The 18,417-nt window shown below is 66.5% G+C and carries 16 protein-coding genes; 8 read left to right on the plus strand and 8 right to left on the minus strand.

Features of this window, described 5'->3' with window-relative positions; translation table 11 throughout:
- Positions 1-14: 14 nt before the first annotated feature.
- Both recJ and hcp read right to left on the minus strand, forming a co-directional pair.
- Positions 15-1,781, minus strand: a complete 1,767-nt coding sequence (gene recJ / locus V7E00_RS07245; RefSeq protein WP_333571967.1) for a single-stranded-DNA-specific exonuclease RecJ — start codon at positions 1,779-1,781, stop codon at positions 15-17.
- A gap of 98 nt (positions 1,782-1,879) precedes the next feature.
- Positions 1,880-3,520: a hydroxylamine reductase gene (hcp, locus tag V7E00_RS07250; RefSeq protein ID WP_333571968.1), complete on the minus strand. Its 1,641-nt coding sequence runs from the start codon at positions 3,518-3,520 to the stop codon at positions 1,880-1,882.
- A 134-nt stretch (positions 3,521-3,654) separates the two neighbouring features.
- On the opposite strand from hcp, the gene V7E00_RS07255 reads away from it, so the two are divergent.
- Entirely contained in the window at positions 3,655-4,074 is a 420-nt protein-coding gene (locus tag V7E00_RS07255; protein ID WP_333571969.1) for an RrF2 family transcriptional regulator, read from the plus strand.
- Between the two features lie 3 nt (positions 4,075-4,077).
- On the opposite strand, the gene V7E00_RS07260 is transcribed toward V7E00_RS07255, so the two are convergent.
- From V7E00_RS07260 to V7E00_RS07270, 3 genes are all read right to left on the minus strand, one after another.
- On the minus strand, positions 4,078-4,806 hold the full coding sequence (locus V7E00_RS07260; RefSeq protein WP_333571970.1) for a 2OG-Fe(II) oxygenase: 729 nt from the start codon (positions 4,804-4,806) through the stop codon (positions 4,078-4,080).
- Positions 4,807-4,882: 76 nt separating this feature from the next.
- Positions 4,883-5,815: an RcnB family protein gene (locus V7E00_RS07265; RefSeq protein ID WP_333571971.1), complete on the minus strand. Its 933-nt coding sequence runs from the start codon at positions 5,813-5,815 to the stop codon at positions 4,883-4,885.
- A gap of 107 nt (positions 5,816-5,922) precedes the next feature.
- Complete coding sequence (locus tag V7E00_RS07270) at positions 5,923-6,396, minus strand: (2Fe-2S)-binding protein (protein WP_333571972.1); 474 nt, start codon at positions 6,394-6,396, stop codon at positions 5,923-5,925.
- Positions 6,397-6,474: 78 nt separating this feature from the next.
- Between V7E00_RS07270 and V7E00_RS07275 the strand changes: the two genes are divergently transcribed.
- Entirely contained in the window at positions 6,475-7,275 is an 801-nt protein-coding gene (locus tag V7E00_RS07275) for a DODA-type extradiol aromatic ring-opening family dioxygenase (RefSeq protein WP_333571973.1), read from the plus strand.
- Here V7E00_RS07275 and V7E00_RS07280 read toward each other — a convergent pair.
- Positions 7,272-8,033 carry a class II aldolase/adducin family protein gene (locus tag V7E00_RS07280; protein WP_333571974.1) on the minus strand — a complete coding sequence of 254 codons (762 nt, stop codon included), beginning with the start codon at positions 8,031-8,033 and terminating at the stop codon, positions 7,272-7,274. The genes V7E00_RS07275 and V7E00_RS07280 overlap by 4 nt on opposite strands.
- 64 nt (positions 8,034-8,097) lie before the next feature.
- Positions 8,098-9,525, minus strand: coding sequence for a helix-turn-helix domain-containing protein (locus V7E00_RS07285; protein WP_333571975.1), 1,428 nt, complete (start codon positions 9,523-9,525; stop codon positions 8,098-8,100).
- A 105-nt stretch (positions 9,526-9,630) separates the two neighbouring features.
- Between V7E00_RS07285 and V7E00_RS07290 the strand changes: the two genes are divergently transcribed.
- From V7E00_RS07290 to V7E00_RS07315, 6 genes are all read left to right on the plus strand, one after another.
- Positions 9,631-11,157 carry an acyl-CoA carboxylase subunit beta gene (locus V7E00_RS07290; RefSeq protein WP_333571976.1) on the plus strand — a complete coding sequence of 509 codons (1,527 nt, stop codon included), beginning with the start codon at positions 9,631-9,633 and terminating at the stop codon, positions 11,155-11,157.
- Between the two features lie 23 nt (positions 11,158-11,180).
- Positions 11,181-11,600, plus strand: coding sequence for a methylmalonyl-CoA epimerase (mce, locus tag V7E00_RS07295; RefSeq protein WP_333571977.1), 420 nt, complete (start codon positions 11,181-11,183; stop codon positions 11,598-11,600).
- 1 nt (position 11,601) lies between these two features.
- Positions 11,602-13,740: a methylmalonyl-CoA mutase gene (scpA, locus tag V7E00_RS07300; protein ID WP_333571978.1), complete on the plus strand. Its 2,139-nt coding sequence runs from the start codon at positions 11,602-11,604 to the stop codon at positions 13,738-13,740.
- Between the two features lie 73 nt (positions 13,741-13,813).
- Entirely contained in the window at positions 13,814-14,824 is a 1,011-nt protein-coding gene (bioB, locus tag V7E00_RS07305) for a biotin synthase BioB (protein WP_333571979.1), read from the plus strand.
- A gap of 196 nt (positions 14,825-15,020) precedes the next feature.
- Positions 15,021-17,033, plus strand: a complete 2,013-nt coding sequence (locus tag V7E00_RS07310) for an acetyl/propionyl/methylcrotonyl-CoA carboxylase subunit alpha (RefSeq protein WP_333571980.1) — start codon at positions 15,021-15,023, stop codon at positions 17,031-17,033.
- Between the two features lie 167 nt (positions 17,034-17,200).
- Entirely contained in the window at positions 17,201-17,857 is a 657-nt protein-coding gene (locus tag V7E00_RS07315; protein WP_333571981.1) for a hypothetical protein, read from the plus strand.
- Between the two features lie 5 nt (positions 17,858-17,862).
- On the opposite strand, the gene V7E00_RS07320 is transcribed toward V7E00_RS07315, so the two are convergent.
- The gene (locus V7E00_RS07320) at positions 17,863-18,342 is read right to left on the minus strand and encodes an RNA pyrophosphohydrolase (protein WP_333571982.1); all 480 of its coding nucleotides are present in this window, start codon (positions 18,340-18,342) and stop codon (positions 17,863-17,865) included.
- Positions 18,343-18,417 lie beyond the last annotated feature (75 nt).

The following is an 18,417-nucleotide window of genomic DNA, read 5'->3' on the forward strand; positions in this document are numbered from 1 at the left end:
AAGTCGTCAAGCACTCATTCTGCCCATGCAGCATCTTCTATGTGCAATTCTGCTGCCGGGCGGCTTCCCCAGGTGTCTATCTTGGCGCGGCCGGCCAGCCAGAGGCGGCGATGCGTAGGCGCCGAGAGCAAAGCCTGGCCCAGCTCCGAATCGGCCTGGCGGAAGGCAACGGCCTTGAGGCTGCGTCCGTCGGCGCCTGCGACGATGACGCGGACATGACCGCCGCTGCCCACCACATCTGCCTTCAACACCCGTACCGGCCCAGCCGCGATTCGCGGCGCCGGCCAGCCCATCCCGTAAGGCCCCCCTGCTTCCATCGCCTCTACAAGGGACGGGTTCACGCCCGCGGGGCTGAGCACCGCGTCGAGAAGCAGGGCACGTTCGCCCCGCGCAGCGGCGATTCGCTCGGCCAGGCGCTCTTCGAGAAAGGCTGCGAGCGCTTCCACCCGGTCCCCCGCCACGGTGACGCCGCAGGCCATCGCATGGCCGCCGCCGGCGATCAGCAGGCCGGCATCCTTCGCCGCGAGCACCGCCGCACCCAGGTCGACGCCGGGGATCGAGCGGCCCGATCCCTTGCCGACCCCGTCTTCACCGACCGCGATGACGAGTGCGGGCCGGCCGAACTTCTCCTTCAGCCGCCCGGCTACGATGCCGATCACGCCCGGATGCCAGCCATCGCCCGCGACCAGCGCTACCATCCGCTCGCCGCCCGCCATGCACAGCGATTCGGCCGCAACCTGCACCTCCGCCTCGATCGCGCGGCGCTCCTCGTTGAGCAGATCGAGCTCGGCTGCGATCGCGCGCGCCTCGGCGGGATCACGGGTGGTAAGCAGCCGGACGCCGAGATCGGACTTGCCGACCCGGCCCCCGGCGTTGATTCGCGGCCCGAGCGCGAAGCCGAGATCGGTGCAGCTGGGCGCGCGGGTGAGTCGCGAGGCTTCGATCAGTGCGGCGATGCCGATGTTCCGCCGCTGCGCCATCACCTTGAGGCCCTGGGCGACGAAGGCGCGGTTCAGCCCCTTCAGCTGCGCCACATCCGCCACGGTGCCGAGCGCGACGATATCGAGCAGGTCGAGCAGGCGCGGTTCGTCCCGGCTGGCAAAATAGCCGCGGCCCCGCAGGGTGCGCACCAGCGCCGCGCCGAGCAGGAAGGCGACGCCCACAGCGGCAAGGTGGCCGTGTTCCGCACCTTCGGTTTCATCCAGCCGGTTCGGGTTCACCAGCGCATGGGCGACGGGCAGCTCGGTCGCGCATTTATGGTGATCAACGACGATCACGTCGGCCTGCACATCACGCGCCATCGCCAGCGCCTCAAATGCCTGCGCGCCGCAATCGACCGTCACGATCAGCCCGTGGCCCTGCTGCTTCAGCCGCACCAGCGCCTCCCCCGACGGGCCGTAGCCCTCCATCAGGCGATCGGGGATGTAGGGCGTTGCCTCCAGTCCGAGATCGCGGAGCAGCAGGATCAGCAGGGCAGCGGAGGTCGCGCCGTCCACGTCATAGTCGCCGAAGATGGCGATCTGCTCGCGTGCCTCCACGGCTTCGGCCAGGCGTTCGGCGGCGCGGTCCATGTCGCGGAAGATCGAGGGGTCCGGCATGAAGGCGCGGATGCTGGGGGTGCGATGCCGCTCGAGATCGGCGCGGTCCACGCCGCGGGTCAGCAGCAGCTGGGTAACGAGATCGTCGGGAGCGAAATTCGGGTCGCGCGCATCGGCGGCGAGCCCCCGCCAGCGCCAGGGCTGGCCGAGGATCGAACAGTGAACGTTGAGGGCAGGGGACATGCCCCCGATGTGGCCGGGGGGGTGCCGAATGTCGAGGGGTTCGCACCGAAACCCGCTCGACACGCCCGAGGAGGCGGCGTGCCGAGCGGGCAGGTTCCTCAGGCGGCCTGGAGCATGTGCTCCAGATCGGTGCGGGCATCGCCGGTCGGGCGGATGTCGAACTTTTCGATCAGGATGCCGAGCACTTCGGGGGTGAGGAACTGCGGCAGCGTGGGCCCCAGATGAATGCGGCGCAGGCCGAGATGCAGCATGGTCAGCAGCACGGCGGTTGCCTTCTGCTCGAACCAGCTGATCGCATAGTGCAGCGGCAGATCATTGACGCCGACGTTCAACGCCTCTGCAACGGCGGTGGCGATGCGGATTGCCGAATAGGCGTCATTGCACTGGCCGATGTCGAGCACGCGCGGGATGCCGTTGATGTCGCCCAGTTCTTCGCGGTTGAAGCGAAACTTGCCGCAGCCCAGGGTGAGCACCAGGCTGTCCTTGGGCGTCGCCATTGCGAGGTCGTGGAAATAGTTGCGCCCCGGCCGCGCGCCGTCGCAACCGCCGATCAGGAACAGGTTCTTTACCTCGCCCTTGCCGATCATGCCGAGCAGCGTATCGGCCACGCCCATCACCGTGTTGCGACCGAAGCCGATGGTGATCGTCTGCTCCGGCGTATCGTCCGCGAAGCCAGGCTGGGCGAGAGCGCAGGCGATGGCGGGGGCGAAGTCATGGTCCGTCAGGTGCGGCAGGCCGTTCCAGCCCACCGGCCCGGCGGTGAAGATGCGGCCCCCATAGCCCTTCAGGTTCGGGTTGATCAGGCAGTTGGAGGTCATCACGATCGCGCCGGGGAAAGCGTCGAAATCCTTCTGCTGCTCCTGCCAGGCGCCGCCGTAGTTGCCGGCAAGATGACCATATTTCTTCAAGCCAGGGTAAGCATTTGCAGGAAGAAGCTCACCATGGGTGTAAACATCGATGCCGGTGCCCTCGGTCTGCTGGAGGATGGCTTCGAGATCGCCCATGTCGTGGCCGGAGACGAGCAGGCACTTGCCGGCGCGTGGGCTCATCCGCACGGGGGTCGGTTCCGGGTGCCCGAAGCGGCCGGTGTTCGCCGCGTCCAGCAGTTCCATCACCTTGAGGTTGAGCGCGCCGATCGCAAGCGCGTTGCCGAGCAGGGCGTCGACATCGGTCGGGTCGGTTGCGAGAAAGGCAGCGATGCGGTGAAACTCGCGGCTGATCGCCTCGTCCTCGAAGCCGAGTACGCGGGCGTGTTCGCCATAGGCGGCGGTGCCCTTGAGTCCGTACAGGATCAGGTTGCGCAAACCGACGATGCTGGGTCCGTCGCGATCCATGAAGCGCTGGATCGCAGCGAAGGGCGCGGCGGCCGCGAGCTCGGACGGGGTCGTGCCCGGGTTCCAAGTTGCGGGCTCCGGCAGCGCGGAGAGGTCGGCGCCGGCTGCTTCGGCCAACGCATGCGCCTGCGCACGCATGGAAAGCGCCTTGGCGATCAGCGGCACGAAGCGGGTGTCGTCGAAATTGACGTTGGTCAGGGTGGTGAACCAGGCGTGCGGCGTGAAGGCATCCACCGCCGTATCGCGCGCGCCCCTGGGCGCTGCGCGATCGGCGTAGACCGACACGCCCTGCATCACGCGCAGCAGCACGTCCTGCAGATCGGCGACCTGTGCGGTCTTGCCGCAGGAGCCCATTTTGGCGGCGCAGCCACCCTTGTTCGATTGTTCGCACTGGACGCAGTACATCGCCGGTCTCCGGTAAAGCTGAATTGCAAAGTCCGGTTATTCGGCCGTCCAGATCCGCTCTTTGACCAGGGTCAAACCCTAGTAGATGTCCCAGGTGCATCTGCACGTTTCGACAATTACGAAGCGGATGTCCCATGCAACTGACCCGCCATACCGATTATGCACTTCGGCTGCTGATCCACCTGGGCAGCATGGCGGAGCCGCGCATCGCCATCGCGGAGGTGGCGGCGGCGCAGGGGATTTCGGCAACGCATCTGATGAAGATCGCCAACGGCCTGGCCCATGCCGGCTTCATCGAGGCACTGCGGGGGCGCGGCGGCGGCATCCGTCTGGCGCGCGATCCTGCCGAGATCAATCTCGGTGCCGTGCTGGAGGCGACCGAGCCCCGCTGCGCGCTGGTCGATTGCACCGGCTGCCGTCTGGCGCGGCACTGCAGCCTGCCGGGCGTGCTCGACGAGGCGAGGCGCGCCTTCATGGCAGTGCTGGGGCGCTATACGCTGGCGGATGTTCTTCGAGGGCGTGTGGCCGGGATCATCGCGCCCGTCGCCGCCTGACGCTCACTTCGCGTCGGCGTCGACCACGCCCGAGCGATAGGTCTGGATCGGCGCCTTGATCCAGGCGGATTCGCGGAACCACTTGGTGATGATGTACTTGGTGCCTTCCACGACGCGCATCCCCTCGTGCAGCGTGTCGTAATTGGGGCTGCCGTCGGCGAGCATGTTGTTCCACATCACCAGCAGTCCACGCTTCGGCTTGAAGCGGATGCCGGCGCGCGGAAACCAGGTGGCGCCGCCTTCCTCGACATCGTTGAGATAGGCCATCGCGGTCCAGGTGCGCTGGCCGCCGGTTTCCAGCATCTTTTCCCAATAGACGCTGTCTTCGTGGAAATAGTCGCAGTGCGCGCGGAATTGCTGGTTTTCCGCATAGCGCTGGCCCTGCATCGTCTCGGCATTTTCCACCGGGATGCCGAGCAGGTCCGCGATCCGGTTGTCGATCGCCAGCACGTCGGGCGACCAGCGATACAGGTCCGAGCTGTGGCTGGTCCGGTATTCGGGGTCGTCGGTCGCGGCGAGCAGGGTGGAAGGGCGCGCGTTGCTGTCGATCAGCGCCATCAGCATGTCGCAATCGGCGTCGCTGAAGAAATCCGGATAGGTGTAGACCTGCGCCAGTTCCACCTTGGCACGCCGCACGTTCGGATTGGCATCCAGCCGTGCCGCCACCTCGCGCCCGATCCTCGCCCGTTCGGGGGAGGGCGACCCCTTGCTGTTTCCGTTCGTCTTGCTCACGGCGAAACTCTTTGCCGCCCGCCCCGGCGATTGCAAGCGGGAGCGGCCGACATCGCAGCCGACCGCCCCCCTTTGCTTACCAGAAGATGCCGTAGATCACGTCGACCACTTCGCCGGTATCGACGTCCACCAGCAGCGCATCGTCATAGTAGCGGACCCAGCGATACGGCCCCCAAACTTCGGGAAGACGATAGGAATAGGGGTTGCTGATCCAGTATTGCTGCCCGAACAGGAAGCTGTCGAGGCGATAGCCGATCGAGAAGCGGCGATAGCCGTAGCTCCAGCGCGCCGGCGGATAATAGCGGGGCAGGCGGTAGAGGCTGCGATTATAGTCGCGATAGGCGCGCCAGTCATAGCGATGGTCGCTCCGCCAGCCATTGTTCCACACACCCCGGTCCCCGCGCCACCGGTCGCCGCGATCCCAGTCGCGGCGGTCGTTCCAGCGGCGGCCCCCGTCACGGCGTCCCCAGTCGCGTCCGCCGTTCCACTGGGCGCGCGCGCGATCGTCCGAGCGGCGATCCTGCCAGGCCTGGGGGCTGCGAACCTCGCCGCGGTTCTGCCAGTCCGGCCGCTGCCCGCCGCGCCAGTCCCGCTGCGGCTGAACCGGGCTTGGGCTCCCCTGCGGCTGCTGGAAGGCGGGGCGGGGTTGGCCGTCGGGGCGGCGCCATTCGCCGCGGTCCATGGCTTGCGGCGCGCCCTGCGGACGCATCCAGCCGGAACTGCCCTGCGGGCGCTGCCAGTTGCCCCGATCCTGGGGCTGGCCCTGCGGCACAGCCTGCGGACGTTGCCAATCGCCACGATCCTGCGGCCGTGCCTGGGGCGCGCCCTGCGGGCGCTGCCAGGCCTGACCCTCCTGGGGGCGCTGCCAACCTTGTCCGCCTTGCGGGCGGGCGCCTTCGGGGCGCATCCAGCCGCCATTGCCACGATGCTCGCCACGCTCCTGCGCGATGGCGGCGGCGGGAACGAGCGCGCTTGCAGCTGCAATTGCCGCCAACAGCATCCTCTTCATCGAACGATTCTCCGGTGGCAGCGGCGAAGTCGCCGTGCCGATGCTGCCTTGATACGCGCGACTGGCTGAGCCGGTTCTGAACTGGCCCGTCAGCCGATTGAAAGCTTTCATGCCCCATCGGCAGGATCGCCGCGAGCGATGCGCGCGGCCTCCTGTATCGCTGCGACCAGCCGCGGATAGATGCCGCAGCGGCAGATGTTGGGGATGCCCTGTCGAATGTCTTCCTCGGACGGAGTGCGATTGGTGCGGATCAGCACGGAGGCGGCCATCACCATGCCGGGGATGCAATAGCCGCACTGGACGAGATTGGCGGCGAGGAACGCCTGCTGCACCGGATGGCTGCGATCGGGCGACAGGCCTTCGATGGTGGTGACGAAGGTCCCCTCGACGGCGCCGATCGTCTCTCTGCAGGCAAGCCGCGCGGCGCCGTCGATGTCGACCGTGCAGGCGCCGCAATCGCCGGTGCCGCAGCCATATTTGGTGCCGGTGAGGTTGGAGGCGTCGCGCAGGGCCCAGAGGAGCGGCGTCTGCGGATCCATGTCGTACTGGACCGGCTGGTTGTTGACGGTGAACCGAGTCATGGCGGCGACCCTAGCGGGAAACGACGGGTTTCCGAAACCGGCATTGTCGGCGGCAGCGGCGCAGGCGACATTCGCGGCATGCCCTTACCCGCGCTTTTCGTGCCGCATGGCGGTGGTCCCTGCTTCTTCATGGATCCTGCCGGCGGCCCGCCCGATCCGATGTGGCAGCCGATGCAGGCCTATCTCGCGGGGCTGATCGAAAGCCTGCCGGCGCGTCCGCGTGCGATCCTGCTCGTCTCCGGTCATTGGGAGGAACGGGACGTCACGGTGCATGTCGGCGATGGCCAGCCGCTGCTCTTCGATTATCACGGCTTTCCCGAGCACACCTATCAGCTGCGCTGGGACGCTCTCGGGGCGCCCGACGTGGCGTTGCGCGTCCAGGCGCTGCTGGAGGGGGCGGGCTTCCCTGCTGGCGTTGAACGCGAGCGGGGCTGGGATCACGGCGTTTTCATCCCGATGAAGGTGGCTGTCCCGAATGCCGATATTCCGCTTGCCCAGCTATCGCTCCGCACAGACCTCGACCCCGCCGCGCATGTCGCGATCGGCAAGGCGCTGGCCCCCTTGCGCGACGAAGGGGTGCTGATCGTCGGCTCGGGCATGAGCTTCCACAATCTTCGCGCCTTCGGCCCGCAGGTGACCCCCTATGCCGATGCCTGGGACGACGCGCTGGTAGAGGCTGCAACCGATCCCGATCCCGCACGTCGGAAAGCGCGCGTCATCGCCTGGCGGGAATTCCCATATGCCGAATTCGCCCACCCGCGCGAGGAGCATCTGCTGCCGCTGATGATCGCGCTTGGCGCAGGCGGCGACGGCCCGGCGGTGTGCGACTATCGCGACCATGTCCTCGGCTGGGCAGTGAGCGGGTTCCGCTTCGGCTAGTCGCGCCAGCTGCGATCAACGCGGTCGACCAGCCGCACCATTGCCGCGAAGTCCGCCGCGCCGGGGCCGCCGGGCACCTGCGCCATATGGACGTCGCGCTGGTGGACAGCGACGACCTCGGGCGCAATCTCGATCGGCTGGCCCATGCTCATCGTCGCGACCTGGATCTCGCAGGCGCGCTGCAGCGCCCAGTGCTTGACGAACGCCTCGGGCAGAGTCCGGCCCATGGCGAGGATGCCGTGGTTGCGCAGCAGCATCACCCGCTTGTCCCCGAGATGGGCGAGGAGGCGCGCGCCTTCCTCATCGCGGACGGTGACCCCTTCGAAATCATGGTAGGCGATCTGGCCGATGAAGTTGCAGGCGTAGAAGTTCGTCGGCCGCAACCCGCCTTCGAGCGAGGCGACTGCCATGCCGGCGGTGGTGTGGCTGTGCATGATGCAATGCGCATCGGGCAGATGGCGGTGGAAGAGGGCATGCTGCACGAAGCCGGCACGGTTCACCGGATGGGGTGAGTCGTCCAGCTTGTTGCCGTCGATGTCGATCTTGACGAGGTTTGATGCCTTCACTTCGCTGAAGTGCAGCCCGAACGGGTTGATCAGAAAGGCGCCTTCCTGGTCCGGCAGCTTCACCGTGATGTGGTTGTAGATCATCTCGGACCAGCCGAGCATGTCGAACACGCGGTAGCAGGCGGCGAGCTGTTGCCGCGCCTCCCACTCGGCGTCGCTGACCTGCGAAGTTGCGGCGAGCGCGGTTGCCATGGAACCTCTCCAATCTCTTTTTAGAGGTTCGGGTATGCCATGAAGCGGGCGCCACCCGCAAGCATCAGCGGAAGCCGTAGGGCACGGCCCGGCGGCGATCGGGATCGATCTCGATTACCGATCCGGCCGGCGGAAAGGCCCGCTGGTCGCAATCGAGCCGCGGGCAGATGCGGCAGGAGGCGCCGATCGGCGTGGCGGCGCCGCCGGTGCGCAGCGCATCGGCATACACGAAGTCCGCGGCATGCGCCTCCTCGCAGCCCAGCGCCACGGCATAGCGGCGCGGCGGGCGGGTGAAGCTGCCCGAGGGCTTCACCAGCCCCTTCGCCATCGAGACATAGCGCGTTCCGTCCGGCATTTCGGCGAGCTGGACCAGGATACGATCCGGAATAGCCACCGCCTCATGGACGATCCACAGGGGGCATGCACCGCCCAGCGCCGCGAATTGCAGTCGGGTGGCGGAGTGGCGCTTGGTGATGTTGCCAGCCATGTCGACGCGGCAGAAGAACACCGGCAGCCCCTGCGCGCCGGGTCGCTGCAGCGTCGACAGTCGGTGGCACGCCTGCTCGAAGCTCACCCCGAAGCGCTGGCGGAGCCGGTCGATGTCGTGACGCACTTCATAGGCTGCAGCGCGGAACCGGCCATAGGGCATCAGCAGCGCCCCCGCCGCATAATTGGCGAGGCCCACGCTCAGCAGTTCGCGCGCGGCCGGCGAGGCGAGGCCGGCGCGATCGATCACCAGCCGCATCTCGTTGGCGAACTCGTACCGCACCAGGCGATGGGCGAGCAAAAAGCCGCGGCTCTCCGGTGGCAGGGCATGGTTGAGTGCCAAGGTTCGCGCCCGCTCGTCGAACCGGCTCAGCTCGCTGCCGTCGCCTCGCGCGCCGACCACCCGCACACCGTGCCAAAGCCGCAGCCGATCCTCGAACGCGCGCAGGACATTGTCGTCGTCGAGCGCGAGCGCATCGGCCAGTGTCTCCGCCGAGCGATCGATCGCATCGATATAATTGCCCTCGGCCTGAAACCAGTCGCGCACCTCTTCCCAGGGAAGGGGGGCCGCGTCGCCCGAGCCGGTGTCGAACCGGTCATCGAGCACGCGCAACTGCTCCTGGCTGCGGCGAAAGGCATCGTGCAGCGCGACCATGCGCCGCGCAAGCAAGGGCTGCTGCTCGATCCCGCGGCGAACATCGGTTTCGTCGATGCGGTCGCCAGGCACGCTGCTGTCGGTCGCGGCGTCGATCGCGCGGAGCAGGGCGGCCGTCCCGCCCTCGCCGTTGATCTCCGCGGCCTCGACCGGGAATTCCCGCGCCAGCGCCAGCAGCACGCCATCCGTGATCGGTCGGTCGTTATTTTCGATCTGCGAGAGATAGGAGACGGAGATGCCCAGCCGCTGCGCCATCCCGGCCTGCGGGATGTTCAGACGGCGTCGCAACTCGCGCAGGCGAAAGCCTTCGAACAAACGACGGCGGGGCAGGGGTGGGACTTGGCTGGCCATGGCTCTGCGATAATCTGCAAACCTCACTCCCGCAACTTTGCAACATTGCATTTGCAGATCCTTCATGGCCCGGTGCACAAGCCGCGTTCACGGAGAGAAATGCCGATGTCGTCGACGATCGAGGAACTGGAACGCCGTCGTGCCGCTGCCCGCCTGGGCGGGGGCCAGAAGCGGATCGACGCACAACATGCCAAGGGCAAGCTGACCGCGCGCGAGCGGCTCCAAGTTCTGCTCGACGAGGGTAGTTTCGAGGAGCTCGACATGTATGTCGAGCACAACTGCACCGATTTCGGCATGCAGGATCAGGTGATCCCCGGCGACGGCGTGGTCACGGGTTCCGGCACGATCAACGGTCGCCTCGTCTTCGTGTTCAGCCAGGACTTCACCGTATTCGGCGGCTCGCTCTCGGAGCGCCACGCGCAGAAGATCTGCAAGATCATGGACATGGCGATGAAGGTCGGCGCGCCCGTGATCGGCCTCAACGACAGCGGCGGCGCGCGCATTCAGGAGGGCGTCGCCAGCCTTGGGGGCTATGCCGAGGTGTTCCAGCGCAACGTGCTAGCCTCGGGCGTCGTGCCCCAGCTCAGCCTGATCATGGGGCCCTGCGCCGGCGGCGCGGTCTACAGCCCCGCAATGACGGACTTCATTTTCATGGTGAAGGATTCGTCCTACATGTTCGTCACCGGCCCGGATGTAGTGAAGACCGTTACCAACGAGATCGTCACGCAGGAGGAGCTGGGTGGAGCGGTGACGCATACCACGAAGTCGGGGGTCGCTGACGTGGCCTTCGAGAACGACATCGAGGCGCTGCTCGCGGCCCGCGACTTCGTGGATTTCCTTCCTGCCTCGAATCGTGAGGCGCCGCCGGAGCGCGCCAGCGACGATCCCTGGGACCGGATCGACGAGAGCCTCGACACGCTGATCCCGCCGAACGCCAACCAGCCGTACGACATGCACGAGCTGATCCGTAAGGCGCTGGACGAGGGCGAGTTCTTCGAGCTGCAGCCTGCGCATGCCGGCAACATCCTGATCGGCTTCGGCCGGATCGAGGGGCGCACGGTGGGCGTGGTAGCGAACCAGCCGATGGTGCTGGCAGGCTGTCTCGACATCAACGCCTCCAAGAAGGCGGCGCGGTTCGTGCGCTTCTGCGACGCGTTCGAGATCCCGATCGTCACCTTCGTCGACGTGCCGGGCTTCCTGCCGGGCGTCGGCCAGGAGCATTCCGGCATCATCAAGCACGGCGCCAAGCTGCTGTTCGCCTATGCCGAGGCGACGGTGCCGAAGATCACGGTGATCACCCGCAAGGCCTATGGCGGCGCCTATGACGTGATGGCATCGAAGCACCTGCGCGGCGACCTCAACTATGCCTGGCCTACCGCGGAGATCGCGGTGATGGGCGCCAAGGGCGCGGTGGAGATCATCTTCCGGGGCAGGACACCGGAGGAAATCGCCGAGCGCACCGCGGAATATGAGGCGCGCTTCGCCAATCCTTTCGTGGCGGCCAGCAAGGGCTTTGTCGACGAAGTGATCATGCCGCACTCCACGCGCCGCCGGATCGCTCTAGGGCTTCGCAAGCTGCGCAACAAGCAGCTCGAGAACCCGTGGAAGAAGCACGACAATATTCCGCTGTGACGCGGCACTGATCAGGAAACGCGATGAAACTCGGCCGTCTCAACCATGTCGGCGTGGCGACGCCGTCGATCGAAGCCTCAATCGCCTTCTATCGCGACGTGATGGGAGCGGAAGTGATCCGCGCGCCCTTCGACCTCCCCGCGCAGGGCGTAAGGGTGTGTTTCGTCGACACGCCCAACAGCCAGATCGAGCTGATCGAGCCGCTGGGCGAGGCGTCGCCGATCCACGGGTTCCTCGCGAAGAACCCGGCGGGCGGCCAGCATCATCTCTGCTACGAGGTGCCCGACATTCATCTGGCGAAGGCATGGTTCGAGGCCAAGGGCTGCAAGGTCCTCGGCGAGCCGCGCATCGGAGCGCATGGAACGCCGATCTTCTTCGTCCATCCAAAGGACATGGGCGGCATCCTTACCGAGATCATGGAAACGCCGCGTGGTGAGCATTGATATGAGCAAGCCCACGATCGACCAGTGGTCGGCTGCCGCTTCAAAGGAAGTGAAGGGCAAGGACCTGGGCTGGGACACGCCTGAAGGTATCTCGGTCAAGCCACTGTACACAAAGGAAGATGTCGCAGGTATCGATCCCGGCCTTCCCGGCTTTGCGCCCTTCACGCGCGGGGTGCGCGCCTCGATGTATGCCGGCCGGCCCTGGACGATCCGCCAATATGCCGGCTTCTCGACTGCCGAGGAGTCCAACGCCTTCTATCGCCGCAACCTTGCGGCCGGGCAGAAGGGCCTTTCGGTCGCGTTCGATCTCGCCACCCATCGCGGCTATGACAGCGATCATCCGCGCGTGCTCGGCGATGTCGGCAAGGCCGGCGTGGCGATCGACACGATCGAGGACATGAAGATCCTGTTCGACGGCATTCCGCTCGACCAGATGTCCGTCTCGATGACGATGAACGGCGCGGTGATCCCGGTGCTGGCCTTCTTCATCGTCGCGGGCGAGGAGCAGGGGGTTCCGCAGGAGAAGCTGGAAGGCACGATCCAGAACGACATCCTCAAGGAGTTCATGGTTCGGAACACCTATATCTACCCACCCGAACCGAGCATGCGGATCATTTCAGACATTTTCGCCTATACCAGCGCGAAAATGCCGAAATTCAACAGCATTTCCATCTCTGGCTACCATATGCAGGAAGCCGGAGCGACCCAGGTGCAGGAGCTGGCCTTCACCATCGCCGACGGCATGGAATATGTAAAGTACGGCGTCGCCAGCGGGCTGGATATCGACAAGTTTGCAGGCCGTCTGAGCTTCTTCTTCGCAATCGGTATGAACTTCTTCATGGAAGTGGCGAAGCTGCGGGCTGCCCGTGTGCTGTGGCACCGGGTGATGACGCAGCTGGGTGCGCAGGACGAGCGCTCCAAGATGCTGCGTACCCATTGCCAGACCAGCGGCGTATCGCTGACCGAGCAGGATCCGTACAACAACGTCATCCGCACGACGATCGAGGCGATGGCGGCGATGCTGGGCGGCACCCAGAGCCTCCACACCAACGCGCTCGACGAAGCGATCGCGCTGCCCACGGACTTCTCCGCCCGTATTGCCCGCAACACCCAGATCGTGCTGCAGGAAGAGACGGGGATGACCAAGGTCGTCGATCCGCTCGGCGGCAGCTATTATGTCGAAAGCCTGACCCAGAGCCTGGTCGACAAGGCCTGGGAGATCATCGAGCGGGTCGAAGCGGAAGGCGGCATGGCCAAAGCGGTTGCTGCCGGCTGGCCGAAGGCGATGATCGAGGAAGCGGCTGCGGCACGACAGGCGCGGGTGGATCGCGGCGAGGACGTGATCGTCGGGGTCAACAAGTACCGGCTCTCCAGCGAGGATCTGCTCGAAACGCTGGAGGTGGACAATGCCGCGGTGCGGGAAGGCCAGATCGCGCGGATCCAGCAGGTGAAGGCAGCGCGGGATGAAGCGGCGTGCCAGGCGGCGCTCGATGCGTTGCGCGACGGCGCGCGCGGCGGTGGTAATCTGCTGGAACTGGCGGTGGTGGCGGCGCGCGCACGAGCGACGCTGGGCGAGATCAGCGCGGCGATGGAGGACGTGTTCGGCCGCTACGCCACCCAGCCGACACCGGTGAAGGGCGTTTATGGCGCGCCCTATGCGGAGGACAACCGCTGGGCGGAGGTCGTGCGCGGCGTCGAGGCGGTCGAGCGCCGGATTGGTCGCAAGCCGCGCCTGCTCGTCGCGAAGATGGGGCAGGACGGGCATGATCGCGGCGCAAACGTCATCGCGTCGGCCTTTTCGGACATGGGCTTCGAGGTGGTCAGTGGGCCCCTGTTCCAGACGCCGGAGGAGACGGTGGTGCTGGCCCTCGACAGCGGCGTCGATGTCGTGGGTGCCTCCAGCCTGGCCGCAGGGCACAAGACGCTGATCCCCGAGCTGATCCGCGGCCTGCGCGAAGCGGGCAGAAGCGATATCAAGGTCATCGCCGGTGGCGTGATCCCGCCGCAGGATTACGAGATGCTGCGCGCAGCCGGCGTGCAGGGAATCTACGGCCCCGGCTCCAACGTGGTCGAGTGCGCCGCGGATGTGCTGCGCCTGCTCGGCCACAACATGCCACCCCTCGAGGCTGCTGCCGAGTGACCATGCTGCCCTTTTACGCCGACGCCCGCACCCGCTATGCCGGGCGGCGTAACCGAATACCGGAGTTAGTTGTTTGACCTTCGAATCCACCCCCGTGCGCACCGATTGGACCCGCGACGAGATCGCCAGCCTGTTCGACCTGCCGTTCACCGAGCTCGTGTTCCGCGCGGCGGAAGTGCACCGCGCCAACCATCCGGCGAACCAGGTCCAGCGTTCGACGCTGCTCTCGATCAAGACCGGCGGTTGCCCCGAGGATTGCGGCTATTGCAGCCAGTCGGCGCATGCCGATACCGGACTGAAGGCCACCAAGCTGATGGATCCGCGCGCGGTGCTGCAAGCGGCAGCGCAGGCCAAGGACCATGGCTCGACCCGCTTCTGCATGGGTGCTGCCTGGCGCAACCCCAAGGACCGCGACATGCCCGCCATCGTCGAGATGGTGAAGGGCGTCCGCGCGATGGGCATGGAAACCTGCATGACGCTGGGCATGCTCACCGATGGTCAGGCGAAGACGCTCGCCGATGCCGGGCTCGATTACTACAACCACAATATCGATACCTCGCCCGAACGCTATGGCGAGGTGATCACTACCCGCAGCTTCGAGGAGCGGCTGGAGACGCTGGACCATGTCCGCGAGGCGGGCATCAACGTGTGCTGCGGCGGCATCGTCGGCATGGGCGAGACGCGCGGCGACCGGGTAGGCTTCATCCACGCGCTGGCGACCCTGCCGGTGCATCCGGGCAGTGTGCCGGTCAACGCGCTGGTGCCGGTGAAGGGCACGGTGCTGGGCGACATGCTGGCCGACACGCCGCTCGCCAAGATCGACGATATCGAGTTCGTCCGCACCGTGGCGGTGGCGCGCATCACCATGCCGCGCTCGATGGTCCGCCTCTCGGCCGGTCGCGAGAGCATGAGCGATGCGACCCAAGCCTTGTGCTTCCTCGCGGGCGCCAATTCGATCTTCACCGGCGACAAGCTGCTGACCGCAGGCAACGCCGGCGACGACAAGGACGCCGCGCTGTTCGCTCGCCTCGGCATCACGCCAATGGCCGCGGAGTGCAAGGTGGAGCTGGAGGCGGCGGAATAACCATGCCGCACGAGCTCGATTGGCTTTGGCGGGCGATTGCCTTTCCCTTCGTCGATTGGGCGAACAGCCCCTCCATGCTCCGGCTCGAACTGCGGCGGCCATGACTCTACCGCGCCATTGTCTGGCCGCCGTTTCTTCTTCTGATGGCCGCCCTGTCGGTCGTCAGCCTTTGGCTTCTAGGGGTAGTAAAGCTCTGATGTTCAAGAAAATCCTCGTCGCCAACCGTGGCGAAATCGCGTGCCGGGTGATGCGTACGGCCAAGAAGATGGGCATCGCCACGGTCGCGGTCTATTCGGATGCGGATGCCCGCGCACCGCATGTGCGGATGGCGGACGAGGCGGTGCGGCTCGGGCCTGCGCCGGCGGCGGAGAGCTATCTCCGCGCGGACCTGATCCTGCTCGCAGCCAAGGAAACCGGCGCCGATGCGATCCATCCCGGCTATGGCTTCCTCTCCGAGCGCGAGAGCTTCGCCAAGGCCTGTGCCGAGGCGGGCATCGCCTTTGTCGGCCCGCCGCCGGGGGCGATCGCGGCGATGGGCGACAAGATCGAGTCGAAGAAGCTCGCCAAGCAGGCGGGGGTGAACGTCGTCCCCGGTTTCGTTGGCGAGATCGCGGATACCGAGCATGCGGTGCGAATCGCCGCCGAGATCGGCTATCCGGTGATGATGAAGGCCTCGGCCGGCGGCGGCGGCAAGGGCATGCGGCTCGCCTATAGCGAGCAGGACGTCCGCGAAGGCTTCGAGGCGACCAAGCGTGAGGGGCTGGCGAGCTTCGGCGACGACCGCGTGTTCATCGAGAAGTTCATCGAGAGCCCGCGCCACATCGAGATCCAGGTGCTGGGCGACCAGCACGGCAACATCGTCTATCTCAACGAGCGCGAATGCTCGATCCAGCGCCGCCACCAGAAGGTGGTGGAGGAAGCTCCGTCGCCGTTCGTGACGCCCGAGATGCGCAGGGCGATGGGCGAACAGGCGGTCGCGCTCGCGCGGGCAGTCGGATACTATAGCGCCGGCACGGTAGAGCTGATCGTCTCGGGCGCCGACAAGACCGGGCAGGGCTTCTACTTTCTCGAGATGAACACCCGCCTCCAGGTGGAGCATCCGGTGACCGAGGCGATCACCGGGCTCGACCTGGTCGAGCAGATGATCCGCGTCGCCGCCGGCGAGAAGCTTGCCTTCACGCAGGACGAGGTGAAGCTCGACGGCTGGGCGATCGAGAACCGCGTCTATGCCGAGGATCCCTATCGCGGCTTCCTGCCGAGCACGGGCCGGCTGGTACGCTATCGCAGCCCGAAGGCGGAGCCGGCGGGGCAGGGCTATGTCCGCGTCGACGACGGCGTGACCGAAGGCTCGGAGATCAGCATGTTCTACGATCCGATGATCGCCAAGCTGATCACTTGGGCGCCCACGCGCGACGAGGCCGCGGACCTGCAGGTCCGTGCGCTTGACCGCTTCCGCATCGACGGCATCGGCCACAATATCGATTTCCTCTCCGCGATCATGCAGCACCCGCGCTTCCGCTCGGGCGAACTGACCACGGGCTTCATCGCGGAGGAATATCCCGAAGGGTTCCACGGCGCCCCGGCGGACGAAGCGCTGGTGCGTCGCCTCGCCGCCGTCGCGGTGGTGCTGGACCTTGCCCGCACCGAGCGGCTCGCGGAGATCTCCGGGCAGCTTGGCGCGCCTGCGGTGCCTTCGACCGCGCGCTCGGTGCGGGTCGGCGACCACCGCTTCGACGTGACAGTGGACGGCTGCGCGACCGGACTGCTGGTGAACCTGTCGAGCGACGAGGCGCCGCTGGAGGTATCCGGCCATTGGCGCGCGGGCGATCCGCAGTTCGTCGCGCACATCGACGGGGAAGAGTTCGCCACCGCGGTAGACCGCACCCGCACCGGCTGGAAGCTCACTGCGCACGGCGCAGCGCATCTCGTTGAGGTCCTGCCGCCGCATGTCGCGCAGTATCGCGCGCACATGATCGAGAAGGTGCCGCCGGACATGAGCCGCTTTCTGCTCGCGCCGATGCCGGGGCTGCTCACGCGGCTGCACGTGCAGCCCGGCGACAAGGTAGAGGCGGGGCAGCCGCTGGCGGTCATCGAAGCGATGAAGATGGAGAACATCCTGCGCGCCGAGCGTGCCGGAACCGTCAAGCACGCGCACTTCCGGGCTGGCGACAGTCTGGCCGTCGACGCCGCTATTCTGGAATTCGAGTGACTTACAGGCAATACGTCTCACATCGATACGAGGTCGTACCAATTTAACAATTGCCCTCCTTCCGTTTCCGGGCTTGTGGCGATCGGGAAACTCGTGTCTCAATTGCGGTACAAAGGACACGATCGACGGTACACCCCGGAGACCGCAAGTCCTCAGAGGATGGCAACGTGCAGGAAGAGGACGGCTTTACCCGCTGGATCGAGGCGTGCGCGGCGGGCGAGTTGCTCGGCATTGGTGCTGCCGCCTTGTGGTGGGTCACCGTCGACCGGTTCGATCCGGTGCCGGTGGGCGAGACGGCCGAATGGCTGGTCTTTTTCGGCAAGGCACTGAGCGGGTTGATCCAGGGGCTTACGCTGGGCCTACTGCAGGGCTGGGCATTGCGGCGCCAGTTTCCCGCCCTCAACCTGCGGGCGTGGGTGACGGCGACGTCGCTGGTCGGCATCGCGGTGTGGTCGATCGCTGCCTGGTACGCTGTCTTCCCCCCGCTCAACGGCGATCCGTTGCTGCCGCCGGTAGAAACGTTGTTCCAGACCGCGGTTGCCTCGGCTGGCTTCGGGCTGGGGCTGGGTATCCTGTTCGGCGCCGCGCAAGCGTTGGTACTGTACCGTGCGGCCGGGCAAGCGCATTGGTGGGTGGCGGTGAGTGCGATCGGCTGGGGCGCGGCCCTGCCGTGCATTTATGTCGCAGCCTCGGTCGGCAGCGCCGAGCCGAGCAGCCTCGAGATCGCTTCCCGCGGGCTGATCGGCGGCGTCGTCTCGGGTGTCGTGCTCGGCACGATCACCGGCCTTTCCTTCGCGGTCATGCCGGCGCGCCGCCTCGCCTGACGCACTCAGCCCAGATGGGGGGCGAACAGTTCGAGAAGCCGTTCGTACAAGGCCCGCTTGAACGGCACGATCAGGCTCGGGAGGTCGGCAGGCTCGGCCCAGCGCCAGGCGCGGAATTCGGGATGCGCGGTCGCGATGTCGATGTCGCCGTCTTCGCCCAGAAAGCGGAGCAGGAACCACCGCTGGCGTTGCCCGCGCCACTTGCCCTTCCAGACCTTGCCGATCAGGTCCTCGGGCAGATCGTACTGCAGTTCCTCGGGAGCTTCGGCGATGAGCTCGGCATGATGGCGCGCAACGCCCGTTTCTTCCCACAGTTCGCGGAACGCCGCTTCCACCGCGTCCTCGCCGGGGTCGATCCCGCCCTGCGGCATCTGCCAGGCCTCCAGCGTCGAATCGAGGCGCTGGCCGACGAAAACATTGCCGTCGCGATTGAGCAGCATCACGCCGGCGCAGGGGCGGTAGGGAAGCGAAGTGGTATCCGTCATGCGCCAATCCTAGGGCTGCGCGCGACCTGGCGGAAGAGGCGTCTTTCGATCGCGGCCGGCCCTTCCTAGATGATC

Origin of the sequence: Sphingomonas sp., from assembly GCF_036731925.1 — a bacterium.
In the GTDB taxonomy this organism is placed as follows: Bacteria; Pseudomonadota; Alphaproteobacteria; order Sphingomonadales; family Sphingomonadaceae; genus Sphingomonas.

Excerpts from the sequence above, each read along its gene's own strand:
- recJ (WP_333571967.1), bottom strand. The coding sequence starts at position 1,781 with ATGTCCCCTGCCCTCAACGTTCACTGTTCGATCCTCGGCCAGCCCTGG.
- hcp (WP_333571968.1), bottom strand. The coding sequence starts at position 3,520 with ATGTACTGCGTCCAGTGCGAACAATCGAACAAGGGTGGCTGCGCCGCC.
- V7E00_RS07255 (WP_333571969.1), top strand. The coding sequence starts at position 3,655 with ATGCAACTGACCCGCCATACCGATTATGCACTTCGGCTGCTGATCCAC.
- V7E00_RS07265 (WP_333571971.1), bottom strand. The coding sequence starts at position 5,815 with ATGAAGAGGATGCTGTTGGCGGCAATTGCAGCTGCAAGCGCGCTCGTT.
- V7E00_RS07270 (WP_333571972.1), bottom strand. The coding sequence starts at position 6,396 with ATGACTCGGTTCACCGTCAACAACCAGCCGGTCCAGTACGACATGGAT.
- V7E00_RS07275 (WP_333571973.1), top strand. The coding sequence starts at position 6,475 with ATGCCCTTACCCGCGCTTTTCGTGCCGCATGGCGGTGGTCCCTGCTTC.
- V7E00_RS07280 (WP_333571974.1), bottom strand. The coding sequence starts at position 8,033 with ATGGCAACCGCGCTCGCCGCAACTTCGCAGGTCAGCGACGCCGAGTGG.
- V7E00_RS07285 (WP_333571975.1), bottom strand. The coding sequence starts at position 9,525 with ATGGCCAGCCAAGTCCCACCCCTGCCCCGCCGTCGTTTGTTCGAAGGC.
- V7E00_RS07290 (WP_333571976.1), top strand. The coding sequence starts at position 9,631 with ATGTCGTCGACGATCGAGGAACTGGAACGCCGTCGTGCCGCTGCCCGC.
- mce (WP_333571977.1), top strand. The coding sequence starts at position 11,181 with ATGAAACTCGGCCGTCTCAACCATGTCGGCGTGGCGACGCCGTCGATC.
- scpA (WP_333571978.1), top strand. The coding sequence starts at position 11,602 with ATGAGCAAGCCCACGATCGACCAGTGGTCGGCTGCCGCTTCAAAGGAA.
- V7E00_RS07310 (WP_333571980.1), top strand. The coding sequence starts at position 15,021 with ATGTTCAAGAAAATCCTCGTCGCCAACCGTGGCGAAATCGCGTGCCGG.
- V7E00_RS07320 (WP_333571982.1), bottom strand. The coding sequence starts at position 18,342 with ATGACGGATACCACTTCGCTTCCCTACCGCCCCTGCGCCGGCGTGATG.